The sequence below is a fragment of the Nonomuraea sp. NPDC052634 genome, assembly GCF_040678535.1.
In the GTDB taxonomy this organism is placed as follows: domain Bacteria; phylum Actinomycetota; class Actinomycetes; order Streptosporangiales; family Streptosporangiaceae; genus Nonomuraea; species Nonomuraea fastidiosa.
In genome coordinates this window covers 39,237-63,772 of record NZ_JBFATY010000006.1, presented here as the reverse complement: position 1 = coordinate 63,772, position 24,536 = coordinate 39,237, and the positions used below count along the sequence as shown (strand labels likewise).

Here is a 24,536-nt window from a genome sequence, read left to right as displayed (position 1 = left end):
GCGGCCCGGGCCGGTTCGCCCGGCGGGACCTCGCCGCGGTCCTGCCGGATCCCTGACGTGCGCGGCCCGGGCGGGCGGGCCGCGCACACCCCCGGGTCGCGACGCGCGCTGCCTGCCCGGGAGGCCTGCACGCGTCCAGGGTTGCGACGCGCGCTACCCCCTCCCCGAGACGATCGGCACGCGCCGAGGGCGGGCTGCGATCCAGACGGGGAGTGCGCGGAGGGCGCGCTCGGAGTCGCGCGGGGCGGGACAGACGGTCAGGGCTGCGACTGGCAGCGGGTGGTGATGTGCGGCGGTCAGGGGTGTGCCGCGTGGCAAGCGGTGGTGTGCGGCGGGCGGGGTGTGCGCCGTGGCGGATGGTGATGTGCGGCGGTCAGGGTTTGGGCTCGTAGCGGGTGGCGATGGCGGTGGCGCGGGCGTGCAGATCGTCGCGTAACCACTGCGGCGACAGCGCCTCGGCGGCGGCGGCGAGCTGCCACAGCGCCCACACGGCGTGCCTGCGGTCCTGGAAGGACACCAGCAGCCGCAGCCAGCCGTCCGCGCCGGTCTCCTCGGCGTGCACGGCCAGCGCGGTGCCCACCAGTTCCTCCCGCCGCTCGGGGTGCACCCGCAGCTCCACGGTGACCTGGTCGTCGCCGTGGCGGAACCGGGTGCTGCGCTCCTGCCAGGCCCGGTCGAGATCGACGCGCTCCGGCCGCTCCGCGGGCTCGTCCAGCTCCTCGGCGGCCAGCACACGCGACAGCCGGTACGTGCGGTCCTCACCCGAGCGGATGGCCAGCAGGTAACCGCGCCCGCGTACGGTGACCAGCCCGATCGGATCGACCGTGCGCCACGACGGCTCCCGGCCGGGGGTCGCGTAGTGCAGCCGCAGCCTGCGCCCGGCGAAGACCGCGCCCAGCACCGCGGCCATCACCGCGTCGGGCACCTCGTCCATCGGCATCCGGCGCGCGAGCAGATCGGTCTCGGGCTCGATGAGCAGGCGTTCCGCGGCGCCGGCCGCCGTGTCGCGATGACCGTCCGGCAGCGCGTCCACCACCTTGAGCATCGCCGAGGCCAGCGCGGAGCCGAGGCCGAACGCCTGCGCGCCGCGCCGCGACCCGGCGACCAGCAGGGCGAGGGCTTCGTCGCGGTTCAGCCCGGTCAGCTCGGTACGGAAACCGGGCAGCAGCGCGAAGCCGCCGTGCCGCCCGCGTTCGGCGTAGACGGGGACGCCGGCCGCAGACAGCGCCTCGATGTCGCGCAGCACCGTCCGGGTGGAGACCTCCAGCTCGCGGGCCAGCGCGGTGGCGGTCATCCGGCCGTGCCGGCGCAGCAGCAGCACCAGCGCGACCAACCGGTCGGCACGCATGCGAAAACCCTACAGAGATACACGACACAAGATGTCGTGATTTGTCGGAAGGCTGAGCTGCGACGCGAACAACCGCGCCGGCGCGCCATCGTGCGCCGGCCGATACGGAAGGAGCCGATATCACCATGGAGCGAACGGCGGTCAACCCGTGGCCGTGGTCGGTGGAGCTGGGCTACAACCAGGCCGAGCTCGTCTCCGGGCACACCAGGACGCTGTACTGCTCGGGTCAGACCGCGATGAGCGCCGACGGCAAGCCGCAGCACGCCGGTGACATGGCCGCGCAGCTCGCGCTGAGCCTCGACAACCTGGAGGCGGTGCTCGCCGAGGGCGGCATGTCCCTGGCGAACCTCGTCCGGCTCAACGTCTACACCACCGACGTGGACCGGGTCTTCGAGCACTACGGCGTGCTGGCGGCGCGGCTCGGCGCGGCCGGGGTCGCGCCGGCCACCACGATGCTCGGCGTGACCCGGCTCGCGCTGCCTGGCCTGATGGTCGAGCTGGAGGGCACGGCGGTGGCCTGACCCCGGCCCCGCGCCAGCCTGGCTCAGCCGGGTCCCGGCCCGTCCCCGGCCCCGGCATCCCGGCGGATTCAGACCGGGCAGGCCGGGGCTCCCTGCTCAGGCCAGAGGCCGGGGCTGGGGGAGGTGCAGGCGGTCGACCGCTTCCCTGCGGGTGCGTTCTGGGCGGCGGTCGTAGCGGGCGGTGGTGGCGGGGGAGGCGTGGCCGACCAGGGCCTGCGCGGTGGCCAGGTCGACGCCCGCGTCCAGCAGCTCGCCGATGAACGTGCGGCGGAAGTCGTGCGGGGTGCGCCGCGCCGCCCCCGCCGCCTCGAAGCGCCGGGTCAGGATGTCGGAGATGCCCTGCCCGGTCAGCCCCACGGGACGCCCGTCGCGCATCCGCAGCCGCCCTGCGGTGCTGATCGGGCTGAACAGCGCACCCGGCGTGGTGCCGCGCACCGCGAGCCACCGTTCGAGCAGCCCGATCGCGTCGGCGGTCAGGTAGACGAGCCGTTCCTTGTCGCGCTTGCCGCGCACCCGCAGCGAGCGCGCGCCGGGGTCGTAGTCGGCGAGCGTGAGCCCGCCCAGCTCGGCGCGGCGGCAGCCGGTCGAGTAGAGCACCGCGATCAGCGCCGCGTCGCGCCTGCCCGCGGGGGAGTCGTCGCAGGCCGCCAGCGCCGCGCCGACCACCTCGGGCGGCACGTGGTGCCCGGCGGGCAGCCGGCTCTGCCGTACCGGGGCCAGGTCGGAGGCGCGCGCCATGTCCTCCGCGCTGGTCTGGCCGAGCCGCCACGCCTCCTTCAGCACCCGGCGCAGCGCCACCAGATGCTTGTTGACGTACGCCGCCGACCAGCCCTGCTCGGTGAGCATCGTGCGGATGCGCACGGTGTGCTCGTACCGCAGCAGGTGCCACGGCTGGCCCGCGCCCGTCGCGTTCTCGTCGCCGGTGAGCATGCGGGCCAGCCGGTCGAGGCAGCCGCGCATGGTGCGGCGCGACTCGGGGCTGGTCAGGGAGTCGAGATAGACGTGGTACGGGTCGCGCGCCGGTTCGACCGCCGGCGCGCCCGGTGCGGATACGGCGGGCAGGCTCACCCGGACGATCTTAGAAGGGTCCGGTCAGCTCGCCCAGCTTGTCGGTCAGCTGAAGGTTCGCCGAGTAGTCGACCGGCACCGCGATCACCGACACCACGTCGTCGGCCAGCGCCTTGCGCAGCGTCGGCAGCAGCTCGCCGGCGCTGCTGATCCGGTAGCCGCGGGCGCCGAAGCTCTCGGCGTACTTCACGAAGTCGGGGTTGCCGAAGGCCACGTTGGAGTCGCGGCCCAGCTCCAGGTCCATCTTCCACTCGATCAGCCCGTACGCGCCGTCCTCCCACACCAGCACCACGAACGGGATGCGCTCGCGCACGGCGGTCTCCAGCTCCTGGGAGTTCATCAGGAACGCGCCGTCGCCGGTCGCCGCCAGCACCTTGCGCCGGGGGCAGGCGAGCTTGGCGGCCAGCGCGCCCGGCACCGCGAACCCCATCGACGACAGCCCGTTCGAGACGATCATCGTGTTCGGCTCGTACGCCGGGTACATGCGGGCCATCCACATCTTCACCGCGCCCGTGTCGGCCAGCACGATGTCCTCGCGCCCCATGGCCTCGCGGATGTCGGCGACCACGCGGCGCGGCGACAGCGGGAACCCGTGCTCCTCGCGGCCCTGCTCCAGCTCCTCGCGCAGCATGCGGCGGATCTTCTCGCCGGTGCCGTTCATGGTGAACCGGCGGTGCACGGCGTCGCCGAGCGCGTGCAGCGAGCGGGGAATGTCGCCGTGCACGCCGACCGCCACCGGGTAGTGGTCGTCCACCTCGGCGGGGAACCGGTGCACGTGGATGATCTTCTTGTCGCGATTCGGGTTGATCTTGACCGGGTCGAACTCCTGCAGCTCGTAGCCGACCGTGATGAGCACGTCGGCCTCGTCGAAGCCGAAGTTCACGTAGTCGTGCCGCATGAACCCGACCGCGCCGAGCGCGTGCCGGTGGTCGTCGGGGAAGACGCCCTTGCCGTTGAACGTGGTCGCCACCGGCAGCCCCAGCTTCTCCGAGAAGCGCACGAGCGCGTCGGATGCGCCCGCCCGGGTGGCGCCGTGGCCGGCCAGCACGATCGGGCGGCGCGCGGTGGCCAGCACCTCGGCGGCGCGGGCGATCTGGGCGGCGGAGGGGTCCTGCGGGCGTACGACGTTGAGCGGCAGCGGCGCGAGGTCGCCGGGCGCGGGCGCGGACTCGACATCCTCGGGGATGGCCAGGTAGACGGCGCCGGGCCGCTCGGTCTGCGCGGTCTTGAACGCCTTGCGGATCAGCTCGGGCAGCGCCTGCACCGAGGGGGCCAGCTCCGACCACTTCGTGATCGGCTTGAACAGCGACACCAGGTCCACCACCTGGTGGGTCTCCTTATAGATGCGGTCGAGGCCGACCTGCGCGGTGATCGCCACCACCGGGGTGCTGTTGGTCGTGGCGTCGGCCACGCCGAGCTGCAGGTTGATCGCTCCGGGGCCGAGCGTGGCCGAGGCGACCCCGGCCTTGCCGGTCAGCCTGCCGTAGAGCTCCGCCATGAACGCCGCGCCCTGCTCGTGGCGGACGAGGATGTAGCGGATGGAGGAGTCTTTGAGCGCGTCGACGAAGTGGATGTTCTCCTCGCCCGGGATGCCGAAGACGTACTCGACGCCCTCCGCCTCCAGGGCCTGCACGATGAGCTGGGCCGCCGTCTTCTGCGTGGCCTGCGCTGACATGCGAAACGCCTTCTTTCACCTGTGACTGCATCCGTCACAGCACGCGCGCCCCGCCGTTCATTCCAGCCCCTGTGACCAGCGGTCATGGCATTGAGGATGCCTGGATGCCGCACGCGGCGGGCGAGCACTGTGGAGCCATGACGACTCAGACTGAAACGACTCGCCCCGGGACGCGCCGCCTCGGCCGTACCGGTCCTGCCGTCACCTCGCCGGGGCTCGGCTGCATGGGCCTGTCCGGCGCGTACGGACCCATGGACGAGCGCGAAGGCGTACGTGTGGTGCACGCCTACCTCGACGCCGGCGGCACCCTGCTCGACACCGGCGACTTCTACGGCTCGGGGCACAACGAGCTGCTCATCCGGCGCGCGCTCGACGAGCGCGACCGCGACGGCGTCGTGCTGTCGGTCAAGTTCGGGGCCCTGGTCGGCCCGGACGGCGTGATGACCGGGTTCGACGGCCGTCCGGCCGTCGTGGGCAACTTCCTCGCCTACACGCTGCGCCGCCTCGGCACCGACCACGTGGACATCTATCGCCCGGCCCGGCTCGACCCGTCGGTGCCCATCGAGGAGACGGTGGGTGCGATCGCCGAGTGGGTGGAGAAGGGGTACGTGCGCCACATCGGGCTCAGCGAGGTCGGTGCCGAGACCATCCGCAGGGCCGCCGCCGTCGCGCCGATCTCCGACGTGCAGATCGAGTACTCGCTGTTCAGCCGGGGCGTCGAGGACGAGATCCTGCCGGTCTGCCGCGAGCTCGGCATCGGCGTCACCGCGTACGGCGCGCTGTCGCGCGGCCTGATCGGCGGCAGCGGGACCGCCTCCGGCGGCCGCGCGGCCTACCCCCGCTTCCAGGGGGAGAACCTCGAACACAACACCGCGCTCGCCGACCGCCTGAAGGAGCCGGCCGCGGCCAGGGGAGTCTCGGTGGCGCAGCTCGCCATCGCCTGGGTCGCCGCGCAGGGCGAGGACATCGTGCCCATCGTCGGCTCCCGCACCCTGGAGCAGGTCGGCACCATGATCGACGCCGGCGGGCTCGCGCTCACCGCCGAGGAGCTGGCCGAGATCGAGGCCGTCATCCCGCGCGACGCCGCCAGGGGCGACCGTTACCCCGTGCACCTCATGGCGAGCCTGGACAGCGAGCGCCGCTGACCTCCCCCGGCCCGCAAAGCGGCCACCCCGGGTGAGAGGGGGGTGGCCGCCGCTTTCGGGCGGAAAAGTCGCTCGCGGTCGCGCCGGCCTCTCGGATACGATCGCGGGACCGTTCCGGCGGCTGGGGCCCAGGTGACGGGTGTTCGGTCGCCTTCGACCGAAAGTGGGTGTTCTGCGTGGCGTCCCGGATCAGCGAGCTGGTGCTCGCCTGCCGCGACCCTGAGCTGCTGGCGCGGTTCTGGTGCGAGGTGCTGGACTACGTCGAGCTCGACCGCGAAGAGGACGGCTCCATAGAGATCGGGCCGCGCGAGGGGTTCGGCGGGCCGCAGCCGACGATCGTGCTCAGCCCCGAGGACGACGTGCCCGACGCGGGCCTCTTCCGGCTGCACATCGACATCAACGCCACCGACCGCGATCAGGACGCCGAGCTCGAACGCCTGCTCAAGCTCGGCGCCCGCCACGCCGACGTGGGCCAGACGGGCGAGGAGCCCTGGCACGTGCTCGCCGACCCGGAGGGTAACGTGTTCTGCCTGCTCAGGAGGCGTCTCGACCCGCTGTGACGCGGTGCCGGTGCCGGCGCTGGTACAAGTACGCGACCGCGAACGTCAGCGGCCCCCACGCCAGCAGCGGCAGGTAGCAGGCGATGAGGAGTGCGTGCCCGGCACCCGACAGGAACGGGAAACCCGAGCCGAGCTGCAGGATCACCGCGAGCACCGCGTACCCGCAGAGCAGCACGATCAGCGCCGCCCCGGTGTAGGCGGCGGCGAGCACGAGGCGCGGCCGCATGCGCCGCCCGCCCACCAGCGGCAGCCAGCGGGGCGGGACCTCGCCCCAGGGCTTGACGAGCCCGATCGTCAGCAGCGCGGCCAGCTCACTGACGACGCTGAGGCCGACGATGTAGGCGACCTCTCCTGGGGGCAGGTCGCGCACCTCGGGCGGCACGTCGGCGACGTATCCGATGGGCAGCCCGGCCACGAGCGCGACGCGCCACAGTCCCGACGGCAGAGTGACGAGGGCGACGGCGTGCGCGGCGCGCACCGCCCAGCGTGGCGGCGGCGCGGGCGCCTGCCGGGCCGCCATGGAGGACGCCGGGGAAGGCGCCGTGGAAGGCGCCGTGGAAGACGCCCTGGAAAACATGCTCATGCCGGCAGTCTCGTCGCCAGAAGGGGAGCGCCGCCTCCCCCGTCAGAGGGAGGGGGGCCGCCCCGGCGGGGGAGATCGCCTCCCACGGCGGAGAGACCGCCCGCTCACCCGTCGGCCAGGATGCCGGCGACCGCCTGCACGCTGTCGGCGCTGCCCACCACGACGACCACGTCGCCGGCGGCCAGCACGAAGTCGGGGGCAGGGCTGGCGACGATCTGCGCGCCGCGCACAATGGCCACGATCGAGGCGCCCGTACGCGTGCGCACCTGCGCGTCGCCCATCGGCCGCCCCGCGTAGGGCGAGTTCGCGGGGATGGGCAGCTTCTCGCTGACCAGCCCCTCCACTTCGCGGTGCAGCTCGTTGAGCCGCCGGATGATGCGCGGCGCGCCCAGCAGCTCGGCCAGCGCGTCGGCCTCGTCGTCGTTGAGCGTGACGGTCTCGCACGCCTGGTCGGGATCGTGCGGATCGTAGATCACCAGATCGCGGCGGCCGGTGCGGTGCGACACGACGGCGACACGCCGCCCGGAGCGCGTCGTGAACTCGTGTCGCAGTCCTATCCCTGGCAGCCCTGTTTGTTCGATCTCCACCGGTCACCTCACGTCCGTCTTGCACCGCTCGACCGGGGGATCACTCCGGCGGACCTCGCCGTCGTCCCCCTATCGATCCTTTACGAGGATGACAGGATCCCGTAAGTGGACGGCAGGTGCGACTTCCGGGCTTTCTCCCTCTTTTCCGGGTACGGGAAGCCCCGCGACCATCGACATGTGCATCCACCGGCCGCGCCGTACCCCCACTGGCCCGGTGGGCCCAGGAAGATAAAGAGACCGTCCCTGCCACACGGAGGAGTCCGTCCATTCAGCTTTATCAACGTGCGATGAGAAATGATCGCCGCATGACCGCTTCACCGATGCCACGTGGGGGTTCACGATGAGTCTGCAGCAGTTGTACGGCGTTTTACTGGCCGGTGGACTGGTTTTGCTCGCGAGCATCGCCGCGGCGCGCACCGCGAGCCGGCTCGGCCTGCCCGGCCTGCTGCTGTTCCTCGCCCTGGGCGTGCTGCTCGGTGAGGACGTCCTGGGCATCGATTTCGACGACGCCCAGCTCGCGCAGACCCTCGGCACGTCGGCGCTGGGCATCATCCTGGTCGAAGGTGGTTTGAGCACCCGGTGGGCCGACATCAAGCGGCTGATGGTGCCCGCCGGGCTGCTGGCCACGCTCGGTGTGGCGGTCAGCGTGACGATCACCGCCGCTGGAGCGCATTTCCTGCTGGGCTTGAACTGGCAACTGTCCTTGCTGCTCGGCGCGATCGTGTCATCGACGGACGCCGCCGCCGTGTTCTCCGTGCTGCGCGCGCTGCCGCTGCCGCGCCGCGTGGCCGGAATGGTGGAGGCGGAGTCGGGATTCAACGACGCGCCGACCGTCATCTTGGTGCTGGTGTTCTCGACGGTGTTCACCGACCTGCCCAGCCCCGTGGAGATCGTCTCGCAGATCACGTTCGAGCTGGCGGTCGGCGCGGCGATCGGTCTCGCCTGCGGCTGGGCGGGCACGCTCGCCCTGCGGTACGTCGCACTGCCCGCCACCGGCCTGTACCCGCTGGCCACCGTCGGCCTCGGCATCATCGCGTTCGCCGCGGCCGGGGCCCTGCACGCCTCCGGCTTCATCGCCGCCTACCTGGCCGGCCTCGTCCTCGGCAACGCCGAGCTGCCGCACCGCGCCGCCACCCGGTCGTTCGCCGACGGCATCGGCTGGCTGGCGCAGATCGGCCTGTTCGTCATGCTCGGCCTGCTCGTCACCCCGCACGAGCTGCCCAGCGCGCTGCTGCCCGCCGTCGTCATCGGGCTGGTGCTGCTGCTGATCGCCAGGCCGGCGTCCGTCGCGGCCTGCCTGACCTGGTTCCGTACGGGCTGGCGGCACCAGGCGTTCATCGCCTGGGCGGGCCTGCGCGGCGCGGTGCCGATCGTGCTGGCCACCTACCCGATCGTGGCCGAGGTGCCCGGCAGCAAGCACCTGCTGAACATCGTGTTCGTCCTGGTCGTCCTCTACACCCTCGTACAGGGCCCGACGCTGCCGCTGGTCGCCAGGCTGCTCAAGGTCACCCAGCCGCACCAGGCCAGGGAGGTCGAGATCGAGGCCGCGCCGCTCGACGTCCTCGCGGCCGAGCTGCTCACGCTCACCGTCCCGCCCGGCTCGAAGCTGCACGGCGTGGAGATCTTCGAGCTGCGGCTGCCCAAGCCGTCCATCGTCACCCTCGTCATCCGCGGCGGCGACACCCTCGTACCCGAGCCCGACACCATCCTGCGTGAGGGCGACGAGGTGCTCATCGTCACCACGCCCGCCACCCGTGCCGAGGTCGAACGGCGGCTGCGCGCCGTCGGCAGGGGCGGCCGCCTGGCCCACTGGCACGGCGAGGACGGCGAGCCCGACAACGGCCACGCCGCCGCCGCGCCGCAGGAACAGCGCCGGGAGCCCGCGGCCACGCCCGCCTCCGGCCGCCGCCGGGCCGGGCTGCGCTGGCGCACGAGGTTGACCGGTGGCCGGCAGCGCCACGTCCGGCCCATCGCGCCCCCGCAGCAGGAGCCGCCGGTCGAGCCCGGCGACGACCTGGTGCCCGGCACGGAGTCGGAGTCGGACCGCGCCGTCACCTGACGCCGTAGCGCCCTCGCGCCGCCCACCCGCTCACACGGCGGGCGCGAGGGCGCGCCGGTCCCGGGGATGGCCGGCGGTCGGAGCCGGCGCTCACACGGCGGGCGCGAGGGCGCGCCCGTCACCGCGCCTGCGGAGGTCGTCGCCCGCGCCCGCGAAGCCCGGTGGGCGCGGGACTTCTGGCGCGGTTTCGATGACATTTCCGGGCCGGACCATTACGGTGTCGTGCTGTGCTGGACACGCCGTGTGACCCCCGGAGACACTTCATGCGCTTCGCAGCAGCGATTCTCAGTTTTCTGCTCGCCGCCACCCTCCTACCGGCGAGCCAGGCGGCGGCCGCCACGTCACTGCCCGGCGGCAAGTCCACGTTCGTCGTCTCGCAAGGCCACCTGAAGGCCTCGTCGCAGCAGAACTGGGTACGGCTGGGCAACTACAGCTTCGCCAAGAACGGCACCGTGAGCGCCGGCTTCTACCTGTGGTGGCAGCGCCAGCCCAAGGCCAGGCAGAGCACCGGGACGAAGCCGGACGCGAGCTGCACCACCACGGCCGGGGGCAAGGCCACCAAGGTGCGCGCCTGCCAGGTGCTCACCGCGGGCGGCTTCACCGGCGGTCCGTCCGAGCGGCGCACCGGGACGTACACGGTGTCGGGCAACGTGCTCACGATCACGTGGAAGATCGCCCAGACCTGGACCGAGCAGTGGTACGTCCGCACCTCGCCCGACGGCAAGCTGGCCCGCCTCGACCTCAAGCGGAGCACGCTCGCCACGCACGGCTACGGCTACGGCAGCAACGCCTCCTACGCCACCCGCCGCGCGATGAGCTCGGTGAAGGCGTTTCCCGGCGGGCTCAGGCAGGACCTGACGAGCTGGGCGGGCGGCAAGCTGGTGCCGTCGGCCAACCAGCCGTTCGGCCTCTCCTCGTTCCGTCAGTGCTCCGGCACCACCTCGTGCCTGACGTACCTGCAGCCCTCGTCCAACAGCGCCTGCCAGAAGGAGGGCGGCTGCCCGAGGTACGGCGGCGGGACGAAGGCCAACATCAGCTCCATCCAGTACTACCTGACCATGGTCGGCAAGGGTGACCGCCGCGACACCCTGTGGCACTGGTGCACCTGCCTGGCGATGGAGCGCAAGCAGTTCTGCTACAACGGAAACTCCCACGTCAAGCCGCTTCTGCAGATCATCGACGACTCGGGTGCGTTCCGTGGCTGGGTCGGTGCGGAGGCGTCGTTCTCGACGGACGGCTCCCGCGCCAAGGACATGCTGGCCGTGTTCCGCATCTCCGACTTCCGCTGAGCGCCGGGCCGCCGCTCAGGCTGACCGGATGACGTACCTGTTGCTGGTCTGCGGGGACGAGGAGTCCTACCAGGCGATGCTGGCCGGCCCCGGCTTCCTGCCCGACGGTAGGCGTGGGCCGACGCGCGCGGCGACGGGCTCATCGCGAGCGGCGGCCTCGAACCGCCCGCCGACGCCACCACGGTGCGGGTGCGCGGCGGCGAGGTGCTGATGACCGACGGCCCCTTCGTCGAGTCCAAGTAAGTCGTGGCCGGGTGGCCCGCGGGCGGAGTGCCGCCCGCCCCCGGCGCGTGGCTGGCCATGACCGCCTGCGACAAGGCGATCGACCGGCTGCGCCGGGCCTCGGTGGGCGCGGCCAAGCTGCGCGAGCCGGCCGTACTCCATGAAACCGCCGAGCCGCCCGCCTCGCACGAGGGCGCCGTCGAGGACGACCGCTCCGGCTGATCTTCACGTCTTGCCATCCCCGCCTGCCGTCGAGCCGAGGGCCGCGCTCACCCTGCGCACGCTGGCGGGGCTCACCACGGCCGTGCTCGGCGTGCTCTACCTGCTCTTCTCCGAGGGGTACGCGGCGGGCGCGGGCGACGAGCCGATCCGGCGGGCGCTGACGGACGAGGCCATCCGGCTGGGGCGGCTGCTCGTCCGGCTGCTGCCCGGCGAGCCCGAGGCCGGTGGGCTGCTGGCGCTGATGCTTCTGCACGACGCCCGGCGCGCGGCCCGGACGGCGCGAGCTGGTGCCGCTGGAGGAGCAGGACCGCTCCCTGTGGGACCGCGAGCAGATCGACGAGGGCGTGGCGCTGCTCGACGACGTGCTGCGGCGGGGCGGGGCGGGGCCGTACCGGATCCAGGCGGCCATCGCCGCCTGCCACGCCACCGCGCCCTCCTTCGAAGAGACGCCGTGGCGGGAGATCGCCGCCCTGTACGCCAGGCTCGAACGCTTCGTCCCCTCCGACGTCGTCCGGCTCGACGACGACCGGCGGGGGCGCGGCGGCAGCGGCGACACCCCGCCCTACGCGGTGGAGCGCGAGATCGAGGACCTCGCCGCGGTCGTCGAGGCGGCCGGGGGAGCGGCGGCGGTGTTCGGCAACTCGTCGGGGGCGGTGCTGGCGCCGCGCGCCGCCGCGGCGGGCCTGCCGATCACCCGGCTCGCGCTCTGGGAGCCGCCGCTCCAGCTCGACGCCGGCGCGCCGGACCGGGCCCGCGCCTACGCGGCCGAGCTTTCCGCCTGCCTGGAGGAGGGGCGGCGGCTCGGGCGCGGGTGTGCGGACCCGCTGGGTCGCGGCTCAGGTCACCTGCACCGGGTGGGCGACGATCGCGTCGAACAGGTAACCCATCGTGTTGAACCGCGTGGTGACCGGTTGCACGGCGCCGGTCTCGTCGGTGGCGCGGGCCAGCAGCTCCGTGCGGCCGGGACGCGGGTCGGGCCAGGTGATCTGCCAGCGCGTCCAGGGGCCGCGGCGGCCGCCGTCGAGCAGCCGGGCGTCCCGCCAGCGGGTCCCGCCGTCGGTGCTCACCTCGACGCGGGTGATCCGGCCGCGCCCCGACCACGACCTGCCGCGCAGCCGGTACGGCCGTCCCGCCGGGATGCTCGCCTCCCAGCCCAGCTCGAACGCGCTCTTGGTGACCTGCCGGGTGAGCGGCGCGCTGCCCTCGTCCGGGTAGCCGGGCCCGAAGAAGCGGTAGTAGATCGTGTTCCACGGTGATAGGAGCGGCTCGGTGGACACCTCGATGTCGCCCACCCACTTGATCGAGGCGATGCCGACCCACCCCGGCACCACCACCCGCACGGGGAAGCCGTGGTCGGGCGGCAGCGGCTCGCCGTTCATCTCGTACGCCAGCAGCACGTCGTCGAGCGCCTTGCCGATCGGCAGCGGCCGGCGCACGCGGCCGAGGTCCTGCCCGTCGCTGACATAGTTGGCGTCCAGCCCCGACGGCATGACGTCCACCGCGTTCTTCGACAGCCCGGCGCGGCGCAGCACCGCGCCCAGCGGCACGCCGCGCCAGCGCGCCACCCCGATCGCGCCGAGCCGCCACTGCGTGCCCGACGCCTGCTCGCCCTGCTGGGTGGCGAAGAACGAGCGGCCGTTGCCCGCGCACTCGATGGCCGCGTCCACCGTCACCGACGGCATCGCGCGCAGCTGCGCGTAGCTGAACTCCTGCGGGCGGGGCACTCCTGAGCCGTGCACGCGCAGCCGCCAGGTGGCCGCGTCGATCAGCGGCGTGGCGGTGTGGTTGCGGACGAAGAACCGCTCGTTGGGCACGTGGTAACCGATGTCGCGCAGCGCCTCCCAGCGGGTCTCGGCGTTCGACCCGTGCTCGATGAACACCTCGGGCGGCAGCGGCTTGACGATCGGGCCCGCCGCGCGCCTGACGGCCTCGGCCGCTCCCTGCGCTGTGGCCCCCGCCGTGCCCGCGAGCGGCCCGCTCAGCACCGCGGCCCCGCCCAAGGCGGGAAGCGCGCGGAGCACGGCGCGCCTGCCCGGCAGGTCCTCTCGTCCGGCGTTTCGATACGGCATGCGACCACCTCTCACATTCCGGCTATACCTATCAGTAGACAGGGAAATGGGAGAGGTCAAGAACACGCGTGATCGTGGTCCGGGGTTCTCGAAAGGGCCCTGGCGGGTGGGCCGCTGACGAGAGAGCGATCGAGAACCCATGTCCTCGTGCTCCGGGGCGAGGGGGACCGGAGCGGTCGCGGTCAGGGGTTGTGGAAGGTGACCTCCGGGTTGGCGCGGGTGGGGCCGTCCAGGATCGGGCGCTTCCTGCCCTGAAGGTGCCGGTCGAAGAACGCGCCCACGTACGAGGTGGTGATCTCGCCCGACCGCTTGCCGGACAGCGGCGCCGCAGGGTCGGTCATCCCGGCCTGGCCGCCCAGCACGGGCAGGTCGATGAACGTGAAGTGGCCCGAATCCTTGACGGTCAGCCAGCGCTTCCAGCCGTCCAGCCGCCGCCAGTCACGTGGCCAGCTCGTGTCGGCCGAGCCGGGGGAGTGCCCTGACTTCGTGCCGAGCATGAGGAACGGCCGGCCGCCGAGCCCCTTCGCGGGGACGGGCGCGAAGAACGTGCCGTCCATGTTCACTCCGGCGCGCACCCGGCGGTCGGCGGCCATGAGCGCGGCGGCGGCGTTCCCGCCGATCGAGTGACCGGCCGCGCCGATCCGCTTCTGGTCGATCATCGCGGCGCGCCGCCACCCCGTGACGCGGGTGACGCGGTCGATGACGAACGACAGGTCGGCCGCCCGTCCGGTGGCGACCTTGGCCAGCAGCCGCTTGCTCTCCTCGTCGGACGGCGCCTTCTCGAGCGCCTCGCACGCGGCGCAGGTCAGCGTACGGCCGCCGGGGAACCTCGTGCCGTACGACTCGTAGGCGTGGTCCACCAGGGCGACCACGTTCCCGCGCGAGGCCAGCTCCTCGGCGAGCATGGTCAGCGTGGCCCGGTTGAGGGTGAAGCCCGGCGACAGCACCACCAGGGGATACCGGCCCGAGACCGGGCGGGCGCCCTCGCGCGCGTTCGTGCGCACCCCCGCGACCTGCTCCGGTTTGACGCGGGTGTCGAGCTTCTGGGCCTTGAGCAGCGCCGCCGCCTCGGCGGTCGTCATGTACGCGGTCGGGCGGCCGCCGGAGCGCGCCGGATAGTACATCGAGACCATCAGCTCGCGAGGGGTGGCGGACGGCGCCCAGGGATCGCGGCGGCCGGTGTCCACCATGTGCAGGACGTCCCGCCCGACCTTGTACGCGCCGGTCGGCCGCGGGATCGCGAACTTCACATCGGCGGTGCGGGCGGCGGCTTCGGCGGGAAGGGCCGCGGCCGTGAGGGGGAGGCCGAGGGCGAGCATGAGAGCGGTGGTTCTGATCATGGGGAACACCTTAGGGAGCGGCCCATGGCCTCCGGCATGATCCAAAGACAGGAACGGACCCTGACTTTGGTCAGGGTCTGAGGCGTTCGGCCACCTCCAGCCAGTACGTCACCTCGGAGGCGGAGAAGTGGCGGATCGCCCAGTCCACCAGGCGCAGGCTCATGTGGGCCCAGCAGCGCAGCGCCACCGTCTCCGGCACGTCCACGTGCAGCCAGGGCGCCCGGTGCGCGAGGTCGAAGCGGAGCGTGAACAGGTCGAAGGCGGCGTCGCCGCGACGGGCGCCGTCCCAGTCGATCACGCCGGTGATGGCGCCGTCCGCGTCCACCAGCACGTTGCCGGCGTGGAAGTCGGTGTGCACGAGGTCGTCGCCGTCGAGCGCGTCATCGGGGAACGCCCTGCCGACCTCCTCGATCTGGTCGAGCAGGCGGCGGGTGCGGGCGTCGTAGCCGCGGTCCGGCGTCCCCCGTGGCAGTGACCTCGATCACAGCTGTCACAGCCGGACGGGGTGCCCCGTCTTAGAGGGCATGGAACGAACGAGTGTATTGATCACCGGTGCGAACAAGGGACTGGGTTTCGAGACGGCCAGGCGGCTCGGCGCGATGGACTGGACCGTCTTCCTCGGCTCCCGCGACGAGGGGCGGGGCCGCGCGGCCGTCGGGAAACTGGCCGCCGACGGCATCGAGGCGATCTTGGTCCCCCTGGACGTGACCTCGGACGCGTCGGTGTCGGCGGCGGTCCGGCTGGTCCGCGAGCACACCGACCGCCTCGACGTGCTGGTCAACAACGCGGGCGCGCCCGGCAGGGTGCTGCCGCCCGCGCAGGCCACGGCCGAGGAGCTGCACGCCGTCTACGACACCAACGTGTACGGCCCGGTCCGGGTCACGCACGCCTTCCTGCCGCTGCTGGAGGCGTCCGCCAACCCGCGCGTGGTGATGGTGAGCAGCGCCGGCGGCTCCTTCTCCGTCGTGACCGACCCGGAGCAGCCGGTATCGGCGATGCACGAGCTGGCGTACTCCTCGTCCAAGGCCGCGCTCAACATGCTCACCGTCCGGTACGCGCAGGCGCTCCCGCACGTGAAGTTCAACGCGGTCACCCCCGGCGAGGTCGCCAACCACGCGTTCACCGCCACCGACATGAACCACCACACCGGCACGCTCACCGTCACCCAGGGCAGCGACCCGATCGTCCACCTCGCCACCCTCGACGCGGACGGCCCGAGCGGCGTCTTCATCGACCGCCTGGGACCGGTCGGCTGGTGAGCGCTGGATACCCTGCCGGACATCGCACGAAAGGGCCCGACATGGACGATGACGACGACGACGCCTACCGGCCGCTGTTGTTCTCCATCGCGTACGGGATGACCGGGTCCGTCGGCGACGCCGAGGACATCGTGCAGGACGCCTACCTCGGACTCACCCGCGCCCGGCAGAAGGGCACCACGATCGCCGAGCCGAAGGCGTACCTGACGACGGCCGTGACCCGGCTCGGCATCGACCACCTGCGCTCGGCGCGGGTGCGAAGGGAGACGTACGTGGGGGAGTGGCTGCCCGAGCCGGTCGTCATGCCGGGCATCGGGCCGGGCGGCGAGGACATCACCGGGCCCGCCGAGCACGCCGAGCTGGCCGACTCGCTGTCGATGGCCTTCCTCGTGCTGCTGGAGTCGCTGTCGCCGGTGGAGCGCGCGGTGTTCATGCTGCGCGAGGTCTTCGGGTACGGCTACCGCGACGTGGCCCGCATCACCGGCAAGACCGAGGCGAACTGCCGGCAGATCTTCGCCCGCGCCCGGCAGCGGATCGCGGCGGGATCGCGGGGCTCCGGCGGGCCGCCCGGCCCGATGCGGCGGGCGGAGAGCGCGGAGCTGGCCCGCCGGTTCTTCGAGGCGGCGGCAGGAGGCGACCTGGACGCGCTGCTCGGCATGCTGGCGCCCGACGTGGTGCTGCACGGCGACGGCGGCGGCAAGGCGCGGGCGCTCACGATGGCCGCGAACGATCCCGTGCGGGTCGCGCGGCTGCTGCTCGGCGGCCTGCGCCGGGTCAGGGCGTACGGCGTCACGCTCCGGCTCGCCTGGGTCAACGGCAGCCCGGGAGCGGTCCTGCGCGACGCCGACGGGCGGGTGGCGAGCGTGGTCGAGCTGTCGATCGCCGACGGCGTGGTGCAGGCGGTGCACGCGGTCGCCAACCCCGACAAGCTCCGCCACCTCGGCCCGGTCTCCGACATCGGCCTCCTGCCGGGAAAGTGACTCAGCGGTGACGGGTGGCCGGGGCCGTCCAAAGGCCGGTGAGGGCGTCGATGAGGCTGGTGGCGGCATCGTCCCAGGTGGCGCGGCTGAGCGGCGCGCCCTCGTTCAGCGCCCGCTCCCGCTCGGCCAGCGCGTGCACCAGCAGCAGCCGGCTCATGTCGGAGCGGTCGCGGCGCGTCTCCTCCGACAGGCCGGGCAGCAGCCGGAACATGCCCGCGAGGCTCGCCTGCATGGACGGCGTGGCCACCGACTCGTCGATGACGATCTGCCGCATCGCGGGCACCGTGTTGATCTGCGCGATGCACTGGGCCCGCACGCTCGGCACGCCCAGCGCCTCCAGATGGTCGGTGGCGGGGCGGACCAGGCAGGAGATCCAGTCGCGCAGCTCCTCGGACTCGCCGATCTCGGCCAGCAGCCGCAGCCGCCGCCGCTCCATGTCGTAGGTGTAGCGGCGGACGATCGCCCGCACCAGCCCGGCCTTCGACCCGAAGTGGTAGCCGACGGCGAAGTTGTTGGCCTGCCCGGCGGCCTCGCTGATCTGCCGGGCGGACACCTCGCCGACGCCGCGCTCGGCGAACAGCCGCTCGGCCGTGTCGAGCAGCGCCTCGCGCGTGTCCTTGGCCCGTACGCCCCGACGCTCGGGCGCGGGCCCGTCCGATGTCACCATCTCACCGGCACCTTCTCCAGCCCGCCGGCGACCAGCACGCCGGCGACCAGCCCGTCGCGGCGGCGCAGCCCGGCCGCGGCAACGGCCAGGCCGAGACCGGGCAGCCGGGCGAGCAGCACCTTCAGCACCTTCAGCACTTTCAGCACCGTCTGCAGCTCGGTGCGGGCCGGCGCCTGGCCGAGGCAGGAGTGCGGGCCGGCGCCGAAGGCCACGTGGGGGTTGGGCGAGCGGTCGAGCCGCATCTCGCCGGCGCCGTCGAACCGCCGCTCGTCGCGGTTGGCGCGCCTGCGGCCGGACAGCAGCATCGCCATCATGGTCCCGATGTTATTGGCGGACGTCTCGTGCCCGGCCCCCAACAGCCCCCTGGCCGTGCTGCCGCCAGGCGCCGTGCGCGTGCCGCTCCGGGCGTCCGTACGCGCCGCATGACGGCGATGTGTGGGGCGGACGCGTGAGATGCTGCTTTTGTGACCACGACTGAGCAGGCCGAACCAGCCCCGCGCCGCCGGCGGGGCCGTCCCGGTTATGACCAGTCCGCGATCCTGCGTGCCGCCGTCGAGTTGTTCAACCGCCGCGGCTACGACGCCACCAGCATGGGCGACCTGGCCAAGGAACTCGGGCTGACCAAGGCGGCCATCTACCACCACGTCACCAGCAAGGAGCAGCTGCTCGGCCAGGCGCTCGACGACGCGCTCGACGAGCTGACCGCCGTGGTGACCGAGGCGTCCCGCGATCAGGCCGGGGGCAGCGCGTACGAGCGGCTGCGCGGCGTGGTGCGGCGCAGCGTCGAAGTGCTGGTGGCGCACCAGCCGTCGGTCACGCTGCTGCTGCGCGTACGCGGGAACAGCGAGGTCGAGCTGGCCGCGCTCGAACGGCGGCGCTGGCTCGACGACCGGCTGGCCGCGCTGGTGGCCGACGCGGTCGCCGAGGGCGCGCTGCGCGACGACGTGCCGCCCGCGCTGGTGAGCCGCCTGCTGTTCGGCATGGTCAACTCGCTGGCCGAGTGGTACCGCCCCGACGGTGCCTACGACCAGGCGATGGTGGCCGCCGCCATCACCTCCATCGCCTTCGACGGCCTGGCCAGGCACGAGACCTGACCGTCACGGACGGCACGGCCTGGCGCGACACCCGCCGGCCGCAAGTGGCGGGTCGGATGCGAGCGGCGGGGTCGAGCTGAAGCGGCGGCCGGGTGCGAGCGGCAAGGCGGCCGGGTGCGAGCGGCAAGATCGAGCGGAAGCGGCGGGGCCGGGTCCAGGCGGCCGGGCCGGGCGCGAGCACCCGGACCCGGCGCGCGTCACCAGGTGTAGAAGCCCTGCCCGGTCTTGCGTCCGAGGTGGCCGGCGGCGACCAGGTCGCGCAGGATCCGCGGCGGCTCGAAGCGCGGGCCCAGCTCGCGGGCCAGGTGTTCGGCGATGGCCAGGCGCACGTCCAGGCCCACGATGTCGGTGGTGCGCAGCGGCCCCACCGGGTGCCGGTAGCCGAGCGTCATCGCGGTGTCGATGTCGGCCGCGCTCGCCACGCCCTCTTCGAGCATGCGCATGGCCTCCAGCGCCAGGGCCACGCCGAGCCGGCTGCTGGCGAAGCCCGGCGAGTCGGTCACGGTGATGGGCGTCTTGCCGAGCGCCGTCACCCACCCCTGCGCGCGGGTCACCAGATCGGGGTCGGTGTCCGGTGCGGTCACGATCTCGACGAGGTCGCTGACCGGGACGGGGTTGAAGAAGTGCAGGCCGAGGAAGCGTTCGGGCGCGGACAGCGCGGTGGCGAGCCCGGCGACGGACAGGCTGCTGGTGTTGGTGGCGAGCACCGCGCCCGGCGCCCGCTTCTCGGCGGCGGACAGCACCTCCGCCTTCAGCGCCGCGTCCTCGGGCACGGCCTCGACGATCAGCTCGCAGCCCGCCAGGCCGGCCGGGTCGGTGGTGGTGCGCAGCCGGCCGAGCACGGCCTCCTGCGGCTCGCCGAGCGTGCCCTTCGCGGCGGCCTTGGCCAGGCTGCCGGCCACGCGCTCGCGGGCGGCGGCCGCCGTCTCGTCGGCGCTCTCCACGACGACGACGGAGCAGCCGGCGAGGAGGAAGGCGTGCGCGATGCCCGCGCCCATGCGTCCTCCGCCGTAGACGCCGACGCTGCCGGGCAGGGCGGCGATGTCCGTGCTCAGCCGGTCATCATGCCGGTCATCAGCGGTCATGAGAGCGTCCTTTCCGCTCGCGGCGCTCCAGGAACGCCGTCATCCGCGCGTGCTTCTCCTCGGTCTCGAACAGCACCGCCTGCGCCACGTCGTCCACGAACGGGTGCGCCTGGCGCGGCGCGTGGAAGACCGCCTTCATCAGCCGGGTCGCGAGCGGCGCCTGCGCGGCGATCCGGTCGGCCAGCCGGTGCCCGGCCGCCAGCAGGTCGTCCTGCTCGACCACCTCGTTGAGCAGCCGCACCTCCCGCGCCTCCGCGGCCGACAGCACGCGCCCGGCGAGCAGGATCTCCTTGGCCAGCGGCTCGCCCACCAGCTCGGCCAGCCGCCAGGCGGCCCCGGCGGCGGCGAGGATGCCGAGCCCGGTCTCCGGGTTGCCGATCTTGGTGCGCTCGGTGCCGATGCGGAAGTCACAGGCGTAGGCGAGCTCGGCGCCGCCGCCCAGCGCGTACCCGTCGAGCAGCGCGATGGTCGGCATCGGCAGCCGGTGGATCCGATCGAAGATCTTCGAGTTGATGCCGCGCAGCGCGTCCTCGCGGCCCCGTTCACGCAGCTCGGCGATGTCCGCGCCGGCCGCGAACGTGCCGCCCTCGCCGGCCAGCAGGACGATCTTCGGCTCCGCCTCGACCGCCGCGCACGCCTCGTGCAGCGCGGCGACCAGCTCGCGGTCGATGGCGTTGCGCCGCTCGGGCCGGTTGAGCCGCCACACCACCCGGTCCGCGCCCTCCTCGACGAGGAGGCTCGGCCCGCTCACGATCGTCCCCGGCGGCGGGCGGGCACAGGCACAGGCAGGGCGAAGGAGATAGCTGACACGTGGGCTCCTGTGAGATCAGGCGTCGTAGTCGATGGTGACCTGTTCGCTCACCGGGTACGTCTGGCAGGTCAGCACGAACCCGGCGGCCAGCTCGGACGGCTCCAGCGCGTAGTTGCGCCGCATGTCCACCTCGCCCGAGCGCACGACGGCCCGGCACGTGCCGCACACGCCGCCCTTGCACGCGAACGGCAGGTCCGCCCGGCTCGCCTGGGCGCCCTCCAGCAGCGTCGTCTCCCGGGAGACCGTCGAGGTGGTGCGCAGCCCGTCGAGCACGGTCGTCAGCTCCGTGGTCGCGCCCGGCGGGACGGAGTCGTCCCTGCGCGGCGGAGGCGGCGGCGCGTCGGCGTAGAACAGCTCGACGTGCACCCGCTCGGCCGGGACGCCCAGCTCGGCGAGCACCGGCCGGGCCTCATCGATCATCTGCAGCGGCCCGCACAGCCACACGTGGTCGAACACCTCGACGGGCACCAGGCGGGTGAGCAGGCGGCGCAGCCGGTCGCCGTCCAGCCGTCCCGACAGCAGCTCCACGTCGCGCGGCTCGCGGGAGAGCGCGTGCACGATCTGCAGGCGGGGGCCGTAGCGGTTCTTCAGGTCGCCCAGCTCCTCGGCGAACATCACCGTGCGGCTGGTGCGGTTGCCGTACACGAGGGAGACCTGGGCGCGGGGGTGGGTGAGCACGGTCGAGGCGATCGACAGCAGCGGCGTGATGCCCGAGCCGGCCGCCACGCACAGGTGGCGCTCGCCGCTGTCCGGGTCGGCCTGCCAGGAGCCGGTGGGCGGCTGCACCTCGATGACGGTGCCCGGACGTACCTCGTGGACCAGCCAGGAGGAGAACAGGCCGCCGGGGATCTCCCGCACGCCGATGCGCGGCGCGGCGCCCACCGGGGCGCAGATCGAGTACGAGCGGCGCTCCTCGCGTCCGTCGATGACGCGGCGCAGCGTGAGTGACTGGCCGGCCTTGAACGCGTACGCCTCCCGCAGCTCGAGCGGCACCTCGAACGTGATCGCGACGGCGTCGTCGCACAGCCGGTCCACCGCCGACACGGCCAGCGGGTGGAAGACGGCGGCCCTGGACGGCGCGGTCCCGAGCATGGTCATCGTCAGATCTCCTTGACGTGCTCGAACGGTTCGAGGCAGGCGGCGCAGCGGTAGAGGGCCTTGCAGGCGGTCGCGCCGAACTCGGAGGTGAGCCGGGTGTCCGCCGAGCCGCAGCGCGGGCAGGGTGGCGCGGCCCGCTTCGGGCCCAGCGTGAGCAGCACGGGACCGCTCCGCCGGGGCGCGGGACCCGGCGGTGACAGCCCGGCGGCGCGCAGGGCGGCCCTGCCGCGTTCGGAGATCCAGTCGCTGGACCACGGCGGGTCGAGCACGACGCGCACCTCCACGCGCTCGAACCCGGCCTCCCTGAGCCGGTGCACGAGGTCGTCGCGCATGGTCTTCATGGCGGGGCAGCCGGTGTACGTCGGCGTGATCGAGGCGACGACCACCTCGGCGCCCTCGGCATCGCGCGTCACCTCCACGCCGCGCAGCACGCCGAGGTCGGCGAGCGTGAGCATCGGCATCTCGGGATCGCGCACCCGCCCGGCCACCTCGGCGGCCTCGGCGGCCCGCCGCGCGGCCACCTTCCGCGCCTGAACGGTCGCCGGGGCCTCGTGCTCCTGCGCCTGAACGGTCGCCCGGCCCGCGCGCTCCTGCGCTTGAACGGTCGCCCGGTCCTCGCGCTCCTGCGCCTGGACGCCGGCGCGGGCCTCGCGGGCGCTCACCAGCGCCCCATCGGGTGTGCTCGGGCGACGACCTGCATCTCGGCGAGCAGCCTGCTCAGCGCCTCGGTGTGCATGCCGTCCCTTCCGGTACGCCCGCCGACCCCGGCCAGCGGCGCCCGCTCGGGACGTTCGACGCCGCTCACGGCGAGCACCTGGTCGACGACCGCGTCCACCTCACCGGCCACGGACGCCGGATCCACGCCCACCCCCGCGCCCGCCATCGACCGTTCGAGCGGATGGGAGGCGACCAGCTCGGCCCGCAGCGGCCACAGCGCGTCGAGCGCGGCGAGCAGCCTGCGGTGCGACTCCTCGGTGCCGCGCGCCAGCGTCAGGAACCAGCGCCCGGCCCAGTCGCGGTGGTAGGCGAGCTCCTTGACGCCCTTGCCGGCGACGGCCGCGAGCACCTGGTCACGGCTGGCGCGCAGCCGTTCGAACACCGCGAGCCGGGCCGCCGAGAACAGCAGCAGCCGCACCACCACGTGCGCGAAGTCGCCGTTCGGCACCTCGGCGAGCCGCACGTTGCGGAACTCGCGGTCGTCGCGGAAGAACGCGAGCCGGTCCTCCGGCGGCACCGGCGAACCGTCCGGCAGCACGGGCACCACGGACGGGTCGGCCGCCGCCGCCCGCGCCAGCAGCAGCCGCGCCTGCCCGAGCAGGTCGAGCGCCATGTTCGCGAGCGCGATGTCCTCTTCCAGGTCGGGCGCGCGGCTGCACCACTCCGACAGCCGCTGCGACATGATCAGCGCGTCGTCGCCGAGCATGAGGCAGTACGCCGCCAGCCCGGCCGGGTCCACCCCGTCGGGCGTGGTGGTGTCGATCCCGGCCAGCGGGTCCTCGAAGTCGGTGCCGAAGGCCCACTGCCCGGAGTCGCCGCTCTCCAGCAGGCCGTCGAAGATGCTGCCGTGTTCCTCGTTCATCAGTGATCCCATCAGATGTGCGGGACGTCAGCCGGGATCTCGTAGAACGTCGGATGCCGGTAGACCTTGTCACCGCTGGGCGCGAAGAGCGGGTCCTTCTCGTCGGGACTCGACGCGGTGATGGCGTCGGCGCGTACGACCCAGATGCTGACGCCCTCGTTGCGGCGCGTGTAGACGTCGCGGGCGTGCCGCAGCGCCATCTGGTCGTCGGGGGCGTGCAGCGAGCCGACATGCACGTGGTTGAGCCCGCGCTTGCCGCGCACGAACACCTCGTACAGCGGCCATTCCCGGCGGTCGGCGGTCATCGCGCGGCCTCCTCTCGCGAGCGCTCGGCGAACGCCATGGCGGCCTCGCGTACCCAGGCGCCCTCCTCGTGCGCGGCCCTGCGGTGGGCCATGCGCTGGGCGTTGCACGGCCCGTCGCCGCGCAGCACGGCGGCGAACTCGTCCCAGTCGGGCTCGCCGAAGTCGTAGTGCCCGCGCTCCTCGTTCCAGCGCAGCTCGGGGTCGGGCAGCGTCACGCCGAGCGCCTCGGCCTGCGGGACCGTCATGTCCACGAACTTCTGGCGCAGCTCGTCGTTGGAGTTGCGCTTGATGCCCCAGGCCATCGAACGCGCGCTGTTGGGCGAGCGGTCGTCCGGCGGGCCGAACATCATCAGCGACGGCCACCAGAACCGGTTCACCGACTCCTGCACCATGGCACGCTGCTCGTCGGTGCCGCGCATCATCGTCATCAGCAGCTCGTACCCCTGCCGCTGGTGGAACGACTCCTCCTTGCAGATGCGGATCATCGCGCGGCCGTACGGGCCGTAGGAGGTGCGGCACAGCGGCACCTGGTTGCAGATCGCGGCGCCGTCCACCAGCCAGCCGATGGTGCCGACATCGGCGTACGACAGCGTCGGATAGTTGAAGATCGACGAGTACTTCTGCTTGCCGGCGAGCAGCAGCTCGGTCAGCTCGGCCCGGGAGACGCCCAAGGTTTCGCACGCGGAGTACAGATAGAGCCCGTGACCCGCCTCGTCCTGCACCTTGGCGAGCAGGATCGCCTTACGGCGCAGCGAGGGGGCGCGGCTGATCCAGTTGCCCTCCGGCTGCATGCCGATGATCTCGGAGTGCGCGTGCTGGGCGATCTGGCGGATGAGCGTCTTGCGGTAGGCGTCGGGCATCCAGTCGCGCGGCTCGATGCGGTCGTTACGGGCGATGGTCGCGTCGAACCCGGCCTGCAGCCGGGCCTCGAGGTCCGGCTCCGCTGGAGTGGTCGTCATCTTTCCTCCGA

The 24,536-nt window shown here is 73.1% G+C and carries 25 protein-coding genes and 2 pseudogenes; 10 read left to right on the top strand and 17 right to left on the bottom strand.

Annotated features, from left to right (window positions below; all coding sequences use genetic code 11):
- Positions 1 to 373: 373 nt before the first annotated feature.
- A complete protein-coding gene (locus tag AB0K67_RS25575) occupies positions 374 to 1,348 on the bottom strand; it encodes a WYL domain-containing protein (protein ID WP_364064911.1) in 975 nt (324 codons plus the stop codon).
- Positions 1,349 to 1,473: 125 nt separating this feature from the next.
- On the opposite strand from AB0K67_RS25575, the gene AB0K67_RS25570 reads away from it, so the two are divergent.
- Complete coding sequence (locus AB0K67_RS25570) at positions 1,474 to 1,869, top strand: RidA family protein (protein WP_364064908.1); 396 nt, start codon at positions 1,474 to 1,476, stop codon at positions 1,867 to 1,869.
- A gap of 96 nt (positions 1,870 to 1,965) precedes the next feature.
- Here the strand turns inward: AB0K67_RS25570 and AB0K67_RS25565 are convergent, their stop codons facing one another.
- Together AB0K67_RS25565 and AB0K67_RS25560 are read right to left on the bottom strand one after the other, a co-directional pair.
- Positions 1,966 to 2,937 (bottom strand): tyrosine-type recombinase/integrase, encoded by a 972-nt coding sequence (locus AB0K67_RS25565; RefSeq protein WP_364064905.1) that lies wholly within the window; start codon positions 2,935 to 2,937, stop codon positions 1,966 to 1,968.
- Positions 2,938 to 2,947: 10 nt separating this feature from the next.
- The gene (locus tag AB0K67_RS25560) at positions 2,948 to 4,612 is read right to left on the bottom strand and encodes an acetolactate synthase large subunit (protein ID WP_364064902.1); all 1,665 of its coding nucleotides are present in this window, start codon (positions 4,610 to 4,612) and stop codon (positions 2,948 to 2,950) included.
- A 137-nt stretch (positions 4,613 to 4,749) separates the two neighbouring features.
- Here AB0K67_RS25560 and AB0K67_RS25555 point away from each other — a divergent pair, with 137 nt between their 5' ends.
- Together AB0K67_RS25555 and AB0K67_RS25550 are read left to right on the top strand one after the other, a co-directional pair.
- A complete protein-coding gene (locus tag AB0K67_RS25555; protein WP_364064899.1) occupies positions 4,750 to 5,757 on the top strand; it encodes an aldo/keto reductase in 1,008 nt (335 codons plus the stop codon).
- 176 nt (positions 5,758 to 5,933) lie between these two features.
- Positions 5,934 to 6,317, top strand: coding sequence for a VOC family protein (locus AB0K67_RS25550; RefSeq protein WP_364064896.1), 384 nt, complete (start codon positions 5,934 to 5,936; stop codon positions 6,315 to 6,317).
- On the opposite strand, the gene AB0K67_RS25545 is transcribed toward AB0K67_RS25550, so the two are convergent.
- Together AB0K67_RS25545 and AB0K67_RS25540 are read right to left on the bottom strand one after the other, a co-directional pair.
- Positions 6,292 to 6,837, bottom strand: coding sequence for a hypothetical protein (locus AB0K67_RS25545; RefSeq protein ID WP_364064894.1), 546 nt, complete (start codon positions 6,835 to 6,837; stop codon positions 6,292 to 6,294). The two genes, AB0K67_RS25550 and AB0K67_RS25545, sit on opposite strands and share 26 nt — an antisense overlap.
- A 167-nt stretch (positions 6,838 to 7,004) precedes the next feature.
- Positions 7,005 to 7,406, bottom strand: coding sequence for a TrkA C-terminal domain-containing protein (locus AB0K67_RS25540; RefSeq protein WP_364064891.1), 402 nt, complete (start codon positions 7,404 to 7,406; stop codon positions 7,005 to 7,007).
- Between the two features lie 421 nt (positions 7,407 to 7,827).
- Between AB0K67_RS25540 and AB0K67_RS25535 the strand changes: the two genes are divergently transcribed.
- The 4 genes and pseudogenes from AB0K67_RS25535 to AB0K67_RS25520 form a co-directional block, all read left to right on the top strand.
- Positions 7,828 to 9,546, top strand: coding sequence for a potassium/proton antiporter (locus AB0K67_RS25535; RefSeq protein ID WP_364064888.1), 1,719 nt, complete (start codon positions 7,828 to 7,830; stop codon positions 9,544 to 9,546).
- Between the two features lie 263 nt (positions 9,547 to 9,809).
- On the top strand, positions 9,810 to 10,835 hold the full coding sequence (locus AB0K67_RS25530) for a hypothetical protein (protein ID WP_364064885.1): 1,026 nt from the start codon (positions 9,810 to 9,812) through the stop codon (positions 10,833 to 10,835).
- Positions 10,836 to 11,081: 246 nt separating this feature from the next.
- Entirely contained in the window at positions 11,082 to 11,279 is a 198-nt protein-coding gene (locus tag AB0K67_RS25525) for a hypothetical protein (RefSeq protein WP_364064882.1), read from the top strand.
- Positions 11,218 to 11,581: pseudogene (locus AB0K67_RS25520) on the top strand (DUF6596 domain-containing protein); the annotation flags it as partial. The gene AB0K67_RS25525 and the pseudogene AB0K67_RS25520, both read left to right, overlap by 62 nt.
- A 534-nt stretch (positions 11,582 to 12,115) precedes the next feature.
- On the opposite strand, the gene AB0K67_RS25515 reads toward AB0K67_RS25520, so the two are convergent.
- The 3 genes from AB0K67_RS25515 to AB0K67_RS25505 all read right to left on the bottom strand — a co-directional run bounded on the left by AB0K67_RS25515 (position 12,116) and on the right by AB0K67_RS25505 (position 15,100).
- A complete protein-coding gene (locus AB0K67_RS25515) occupies positions 12,116 to 13,348 on the bottom strand; it encodes a sulfite oxidase (protein ID WP_364064880.1) in 1,233 nt (410 codons plus the stop codon).
- A gap of 182 nt (positions 13,349 to 13,530) precedes the next feature.
- Positions 13,531 to 14,688 carry an alpha/beta hydrolase gene (locus tag AB0K67_RS25510; protein ID WP_364064877.1) on the bottom strand — a complete coding sequence of 386 codons (1,158 nt, stop codon included), beginning with the start codon at positions 14,686 to 14,688 and terminating at the stop codon, positions 13,531 to 13,533.
- A 70-nt stretch (positions 14,689 to 14,758) separates the two neighbouring features.
- A complete protein-coding gene (locus tag AB0K67_RS25505) occupies positions 14,759 to 15,100 on the bottom strand; it encodes a phosphotransferase (RefSeq protein WP_364065926.1) in 342 nt (113 codons plus the stop codon).
- A gap of 112 nt (positions 15,101 to 15,212) precedes the next feature.
- On the opposite strand from AB0K67_RS25505, the gene AB0K67_RS25500 reads away from it, so the two are divergent.
- Both AB0K67_RS25500 and sigJ read left to right on the top strand, forming a co-directional pair.
- Complete coding sequence (locus AB0K67_RS25500; protein ID WP_364064874.1) at positions 15,213 to 15,947, top strand: SDR family oxidoreductase; 735 nt, start codon at positions 15,213 to 15,215, stop codon at positions 15,945 to 15,947.
- Positions 15,948 to 15,988: 41 nt separating this feature from the next.
- Complete coding sequence (sigJ, locus tag AB0K67_RS25495; RefSeq protein ID WP_364064871.1) at positions 15,989 to 16,927, top strand: RNA polymerase sigma factor SigJ; 939 nt, start codon at positions 15,989 to 15,991, stop codon at positions 16,925 to 16,927.
- 1 nt (position 16,928) lies between these two features.
- On the opposite strand, the gene AB0K67_RS25490 is transcribed toward sigJ, so the two are convergent.
- Entirely contained in the window at positions 16,929 to 17,594 is a 666-nt protein-coding gene (locus AB0K67_RS25490) for a helix-turn-helix domain-containing protein (protein ID WP_364064870.1), read from the bottom strand.
- Positions 17,588 to 17,956, bottom strand: a pseudogene (locus AB0K67_RS25485) (cytochrome P450); the annotation flags it as partial. The pseudogene AB0K67_RS25485 and the gene AB0K67_RS25490, both read right to left, overlap by 7 nt.
- A gap of 102 nt (positions 17,957 to 18,058) precedes the next feature.
- Between AB0K67_RS25485 and AB0K67_RS25480 the strand changes: the two are divergent.
- Entirely contained in the window at positions 18,059 to 18,688 is a 630-nt protein-coding gene (locus AB0K67_RS25480; protein WP_364064868.1) for a TetR/AcrR family transcriptional regulator, read from the top strand.
- 197 nt (positions 18,689 to 18,885) lie between these two features.
- Here the strand turns inward: AB0K67_RS25480 and AB0K67_RS25475 are convergent, their stop codons facing one another.
- The 7 genes from AB0K67_RS25475 to paaA form a co-directional block, all read right to left on the bottom strand.
- Positions 18,886 to 19,773, bottom strand: coding sequence for a 3-hydroxyacyl-CoA dehydrogenase family protein (locus AB0K67_RS25475; protein ID WP_364064865.1), 888 nt, complete (start codon positions 19,771 to 19,773; stop codon positions 18,886 to 18,888).
- Positions 19,763 to 20,524, bottom strand: a complete 762-nt coding sequence (locus AB0K67_RS25470) for an enoyl-CoA hydratase/isomerase family protein (RefSeq protein WP_364064863.1) — start codon at positions 20,522 to 20,524, stop codon at positions 19,763 to 19,765. Before AB0K67_RS25470 ends, AB0K67_RS25475 begins: the two co-directional genes overlap by 11 nt.
- A 75-nt stretch (positions 20,525 to 20,599) precedes the next feature.
- Positions 20,600 to 21,682, bottom strand: coding sequence for a 1,2-phenylacetyl-CoA epoxidase subunit PaaE (gene paaE / locus AB0K67_RS25465; protein ID WP_364064860.1), 1,083 nt, complete (start codon positions 21,680 to 21,682; stop codon positions 20,600 to 20,602).
- 2 nt (positions 21,683 to 21,684) lie between these two features.
- The gene (gene paaD / locus AB0K67_RS25460) at positions 21,685 to 22,203 is read right to left on the bottom strand and encodes a 1,2-phenylacetyl-CoA epoxidase subunit PaaD (RefSeq protein ID WP_364065923.1); all 519 of its coding nucleotides are present in this window, start codon (positions 22,201 to 22,203) and stop codon (positions 21,685 to 21,687) included.
- Positions 22,204 to 22,340: 137 nt separating this feature from the next.
- Positions 22,341 to 23,261: a 1,2-phenylacetyl-CoA epoxidase subunit PaaC gene (paaC, locus tag AB0K67_RS25455; protein ID WP_364064858.1), complete on the bottom strand. Its 921-nt coding sequence runs from the start codon at positions 23,259 to 23,261 to the stop codon at positions 22,341 to 22,343.
- An 11-nt stretch (positions 23,262 to 23,272) separates the two neighbouring features.
- Entirely contained in the window at positions 23,273 to 23,566 is a 294-nt protein-coding gene (gene paaB, locus AB0K67_RS25450; RefSeq protein WP_364064855.1) for a 1,2-phenylacetyl-CoA epoxidase subunit PaaB, read from the bottom strand.
- Positions 23,563 to 24,525: a 1,2-phenylacetyl-CoA epoxidase subunit PaaA gene (gene paaA, locus AB0K67_RS25445; RefSeq protein WP_364064853.1), complete on the bottom strand. Its 963-nt coding sequence runs from the start codon at positions 24,523 to 24,525 to the stop codon at positions 23,563 to 23,565. The genes paaB and paaA overlap by 4 nt, the downstream gene beginning before the upstream one ends.
- Positions 24,526 to 24,536 lie beyond the last annotated feature (11 nt).

Bases quoted from the DNA above. Each gene is read 5' to 3' on its own strand.
- AB0K67_RS25575 (WP_364064911.1), bottom strand. From the start codon at position 1,348: ATGCGTGCCGACCGGTTGGTCGCGCTGGTGCTGCTGCTGCGCCGGCAC.
- AB0K67_RS25570 (WP_364064908.1), top strand. From the start codon at position 1,474: ATGGAGCGAACGGCGGTCAACCCGTGGCCGTGGTCGGTGGAGCTGGGC.
- AB0K67_RS25560 (WP_364064902.1), bottom strand. From the start codon at position 4,612: ATGTCAGCGCAGGCCACGCAGAAGACGGCGGCCCAGCTCATCGTGCAG.
- AB0K67_RS25555 (WP_364064899.1), top strand. From the start codon at position 4,750: ATGACGACTCAGACTGAAACGACTCGCCCCGGGACGCGCCGCCTCGGC.
- AB0K67_RS25545 (WP_364064894.1), bottom strand. From the start codon at position 6,837: ATGGCGGCCCGGCAGGCGCCCGCGCCGCCGCCACGCTGGGCGGTGCGC.
- AB0K67_RS25535 (WP_364064888.1), top strand. From the start codon at position 7,828: ATGAGTCTGCAGCAGTTGTACGGCGTTTTACTGGCCGGTGGACTGGTT.
- AB0K67_RS25530 (WP_364064885.1), top strand. From the start codon at position 9,810: ATGCGCTTCGCAGCAGCGATTCTCAGTTTTCTGCTCGCCGCCACCCTC.
- AB0K67_RS25515 (WP_364064880.1), bottom strand. From the start codon at position 13,348: ATGCCGTATCGAAACGCCGGACGAGAGGACCTGCCGGGCAGGCGCGCC.
- AB0K67_RS25510 (WP_364064877.1), bottom strand. From the start codon at position 14,688: ATGATCAGAACCACCGCTCTCATGCTCGCCCTCGGCCTCCCCCTCACG.
- AB0K67_RS25500 (WP_364064874.1), top strand. From the start codon at position 15,213: ATGGAACGAACGAGTGTATTGATCACCGGTGCGAACAAGGGACTGGGT.
- sigJ (WP_364064871.1), top strand. From the start codon at position 15,989: ATGGACGATGACGACGACGACGCCTACCGGCCGCTGTTGTTCTCCATC.
- AB0K67_RS25490 (WP_364064870.1), bottom strand. From the start codon at position 17,594: ATGGTGACATCGGACGGGCCCGCGCCCGAGCGTCGGGGCGTACGGGCC.
- AB0K67_RS25475 (WP_364064865.1), bottom strand. From the start codon at position 19,773: ATGACCGCTGATGACCGGCATGATGACCGGCTGAGCACGGACATCGCC.
- paaE (WP_364064860.1), bottom strand. From the start codon at position 21,682: ATGACCATGCTCGGGACCGCGCCGTCCAGGGCCGCCGTCTTCCACCCG.
- paaC (WP_364064858.1), bottom strand. From the start codon at position 23,261: ATGAACGAGGAACACGGCAGCATCTTCGACGGCCTGCTGGAGAGCGGC.
- paaB (WP_364064855.1), bottom strand. From the start codon at position 23,566: ATGACCGCCGACCGCCGGGAATGGCCGCTGTACGAGGTGTTCGTGCGC.
- paaA (WP_364064853.1), bottom strand. From the start codon at position 24,525: ATGACGACCACTCCAGCGGAGCCGGACCTCGAGGCCCGGCTGCAGGCC.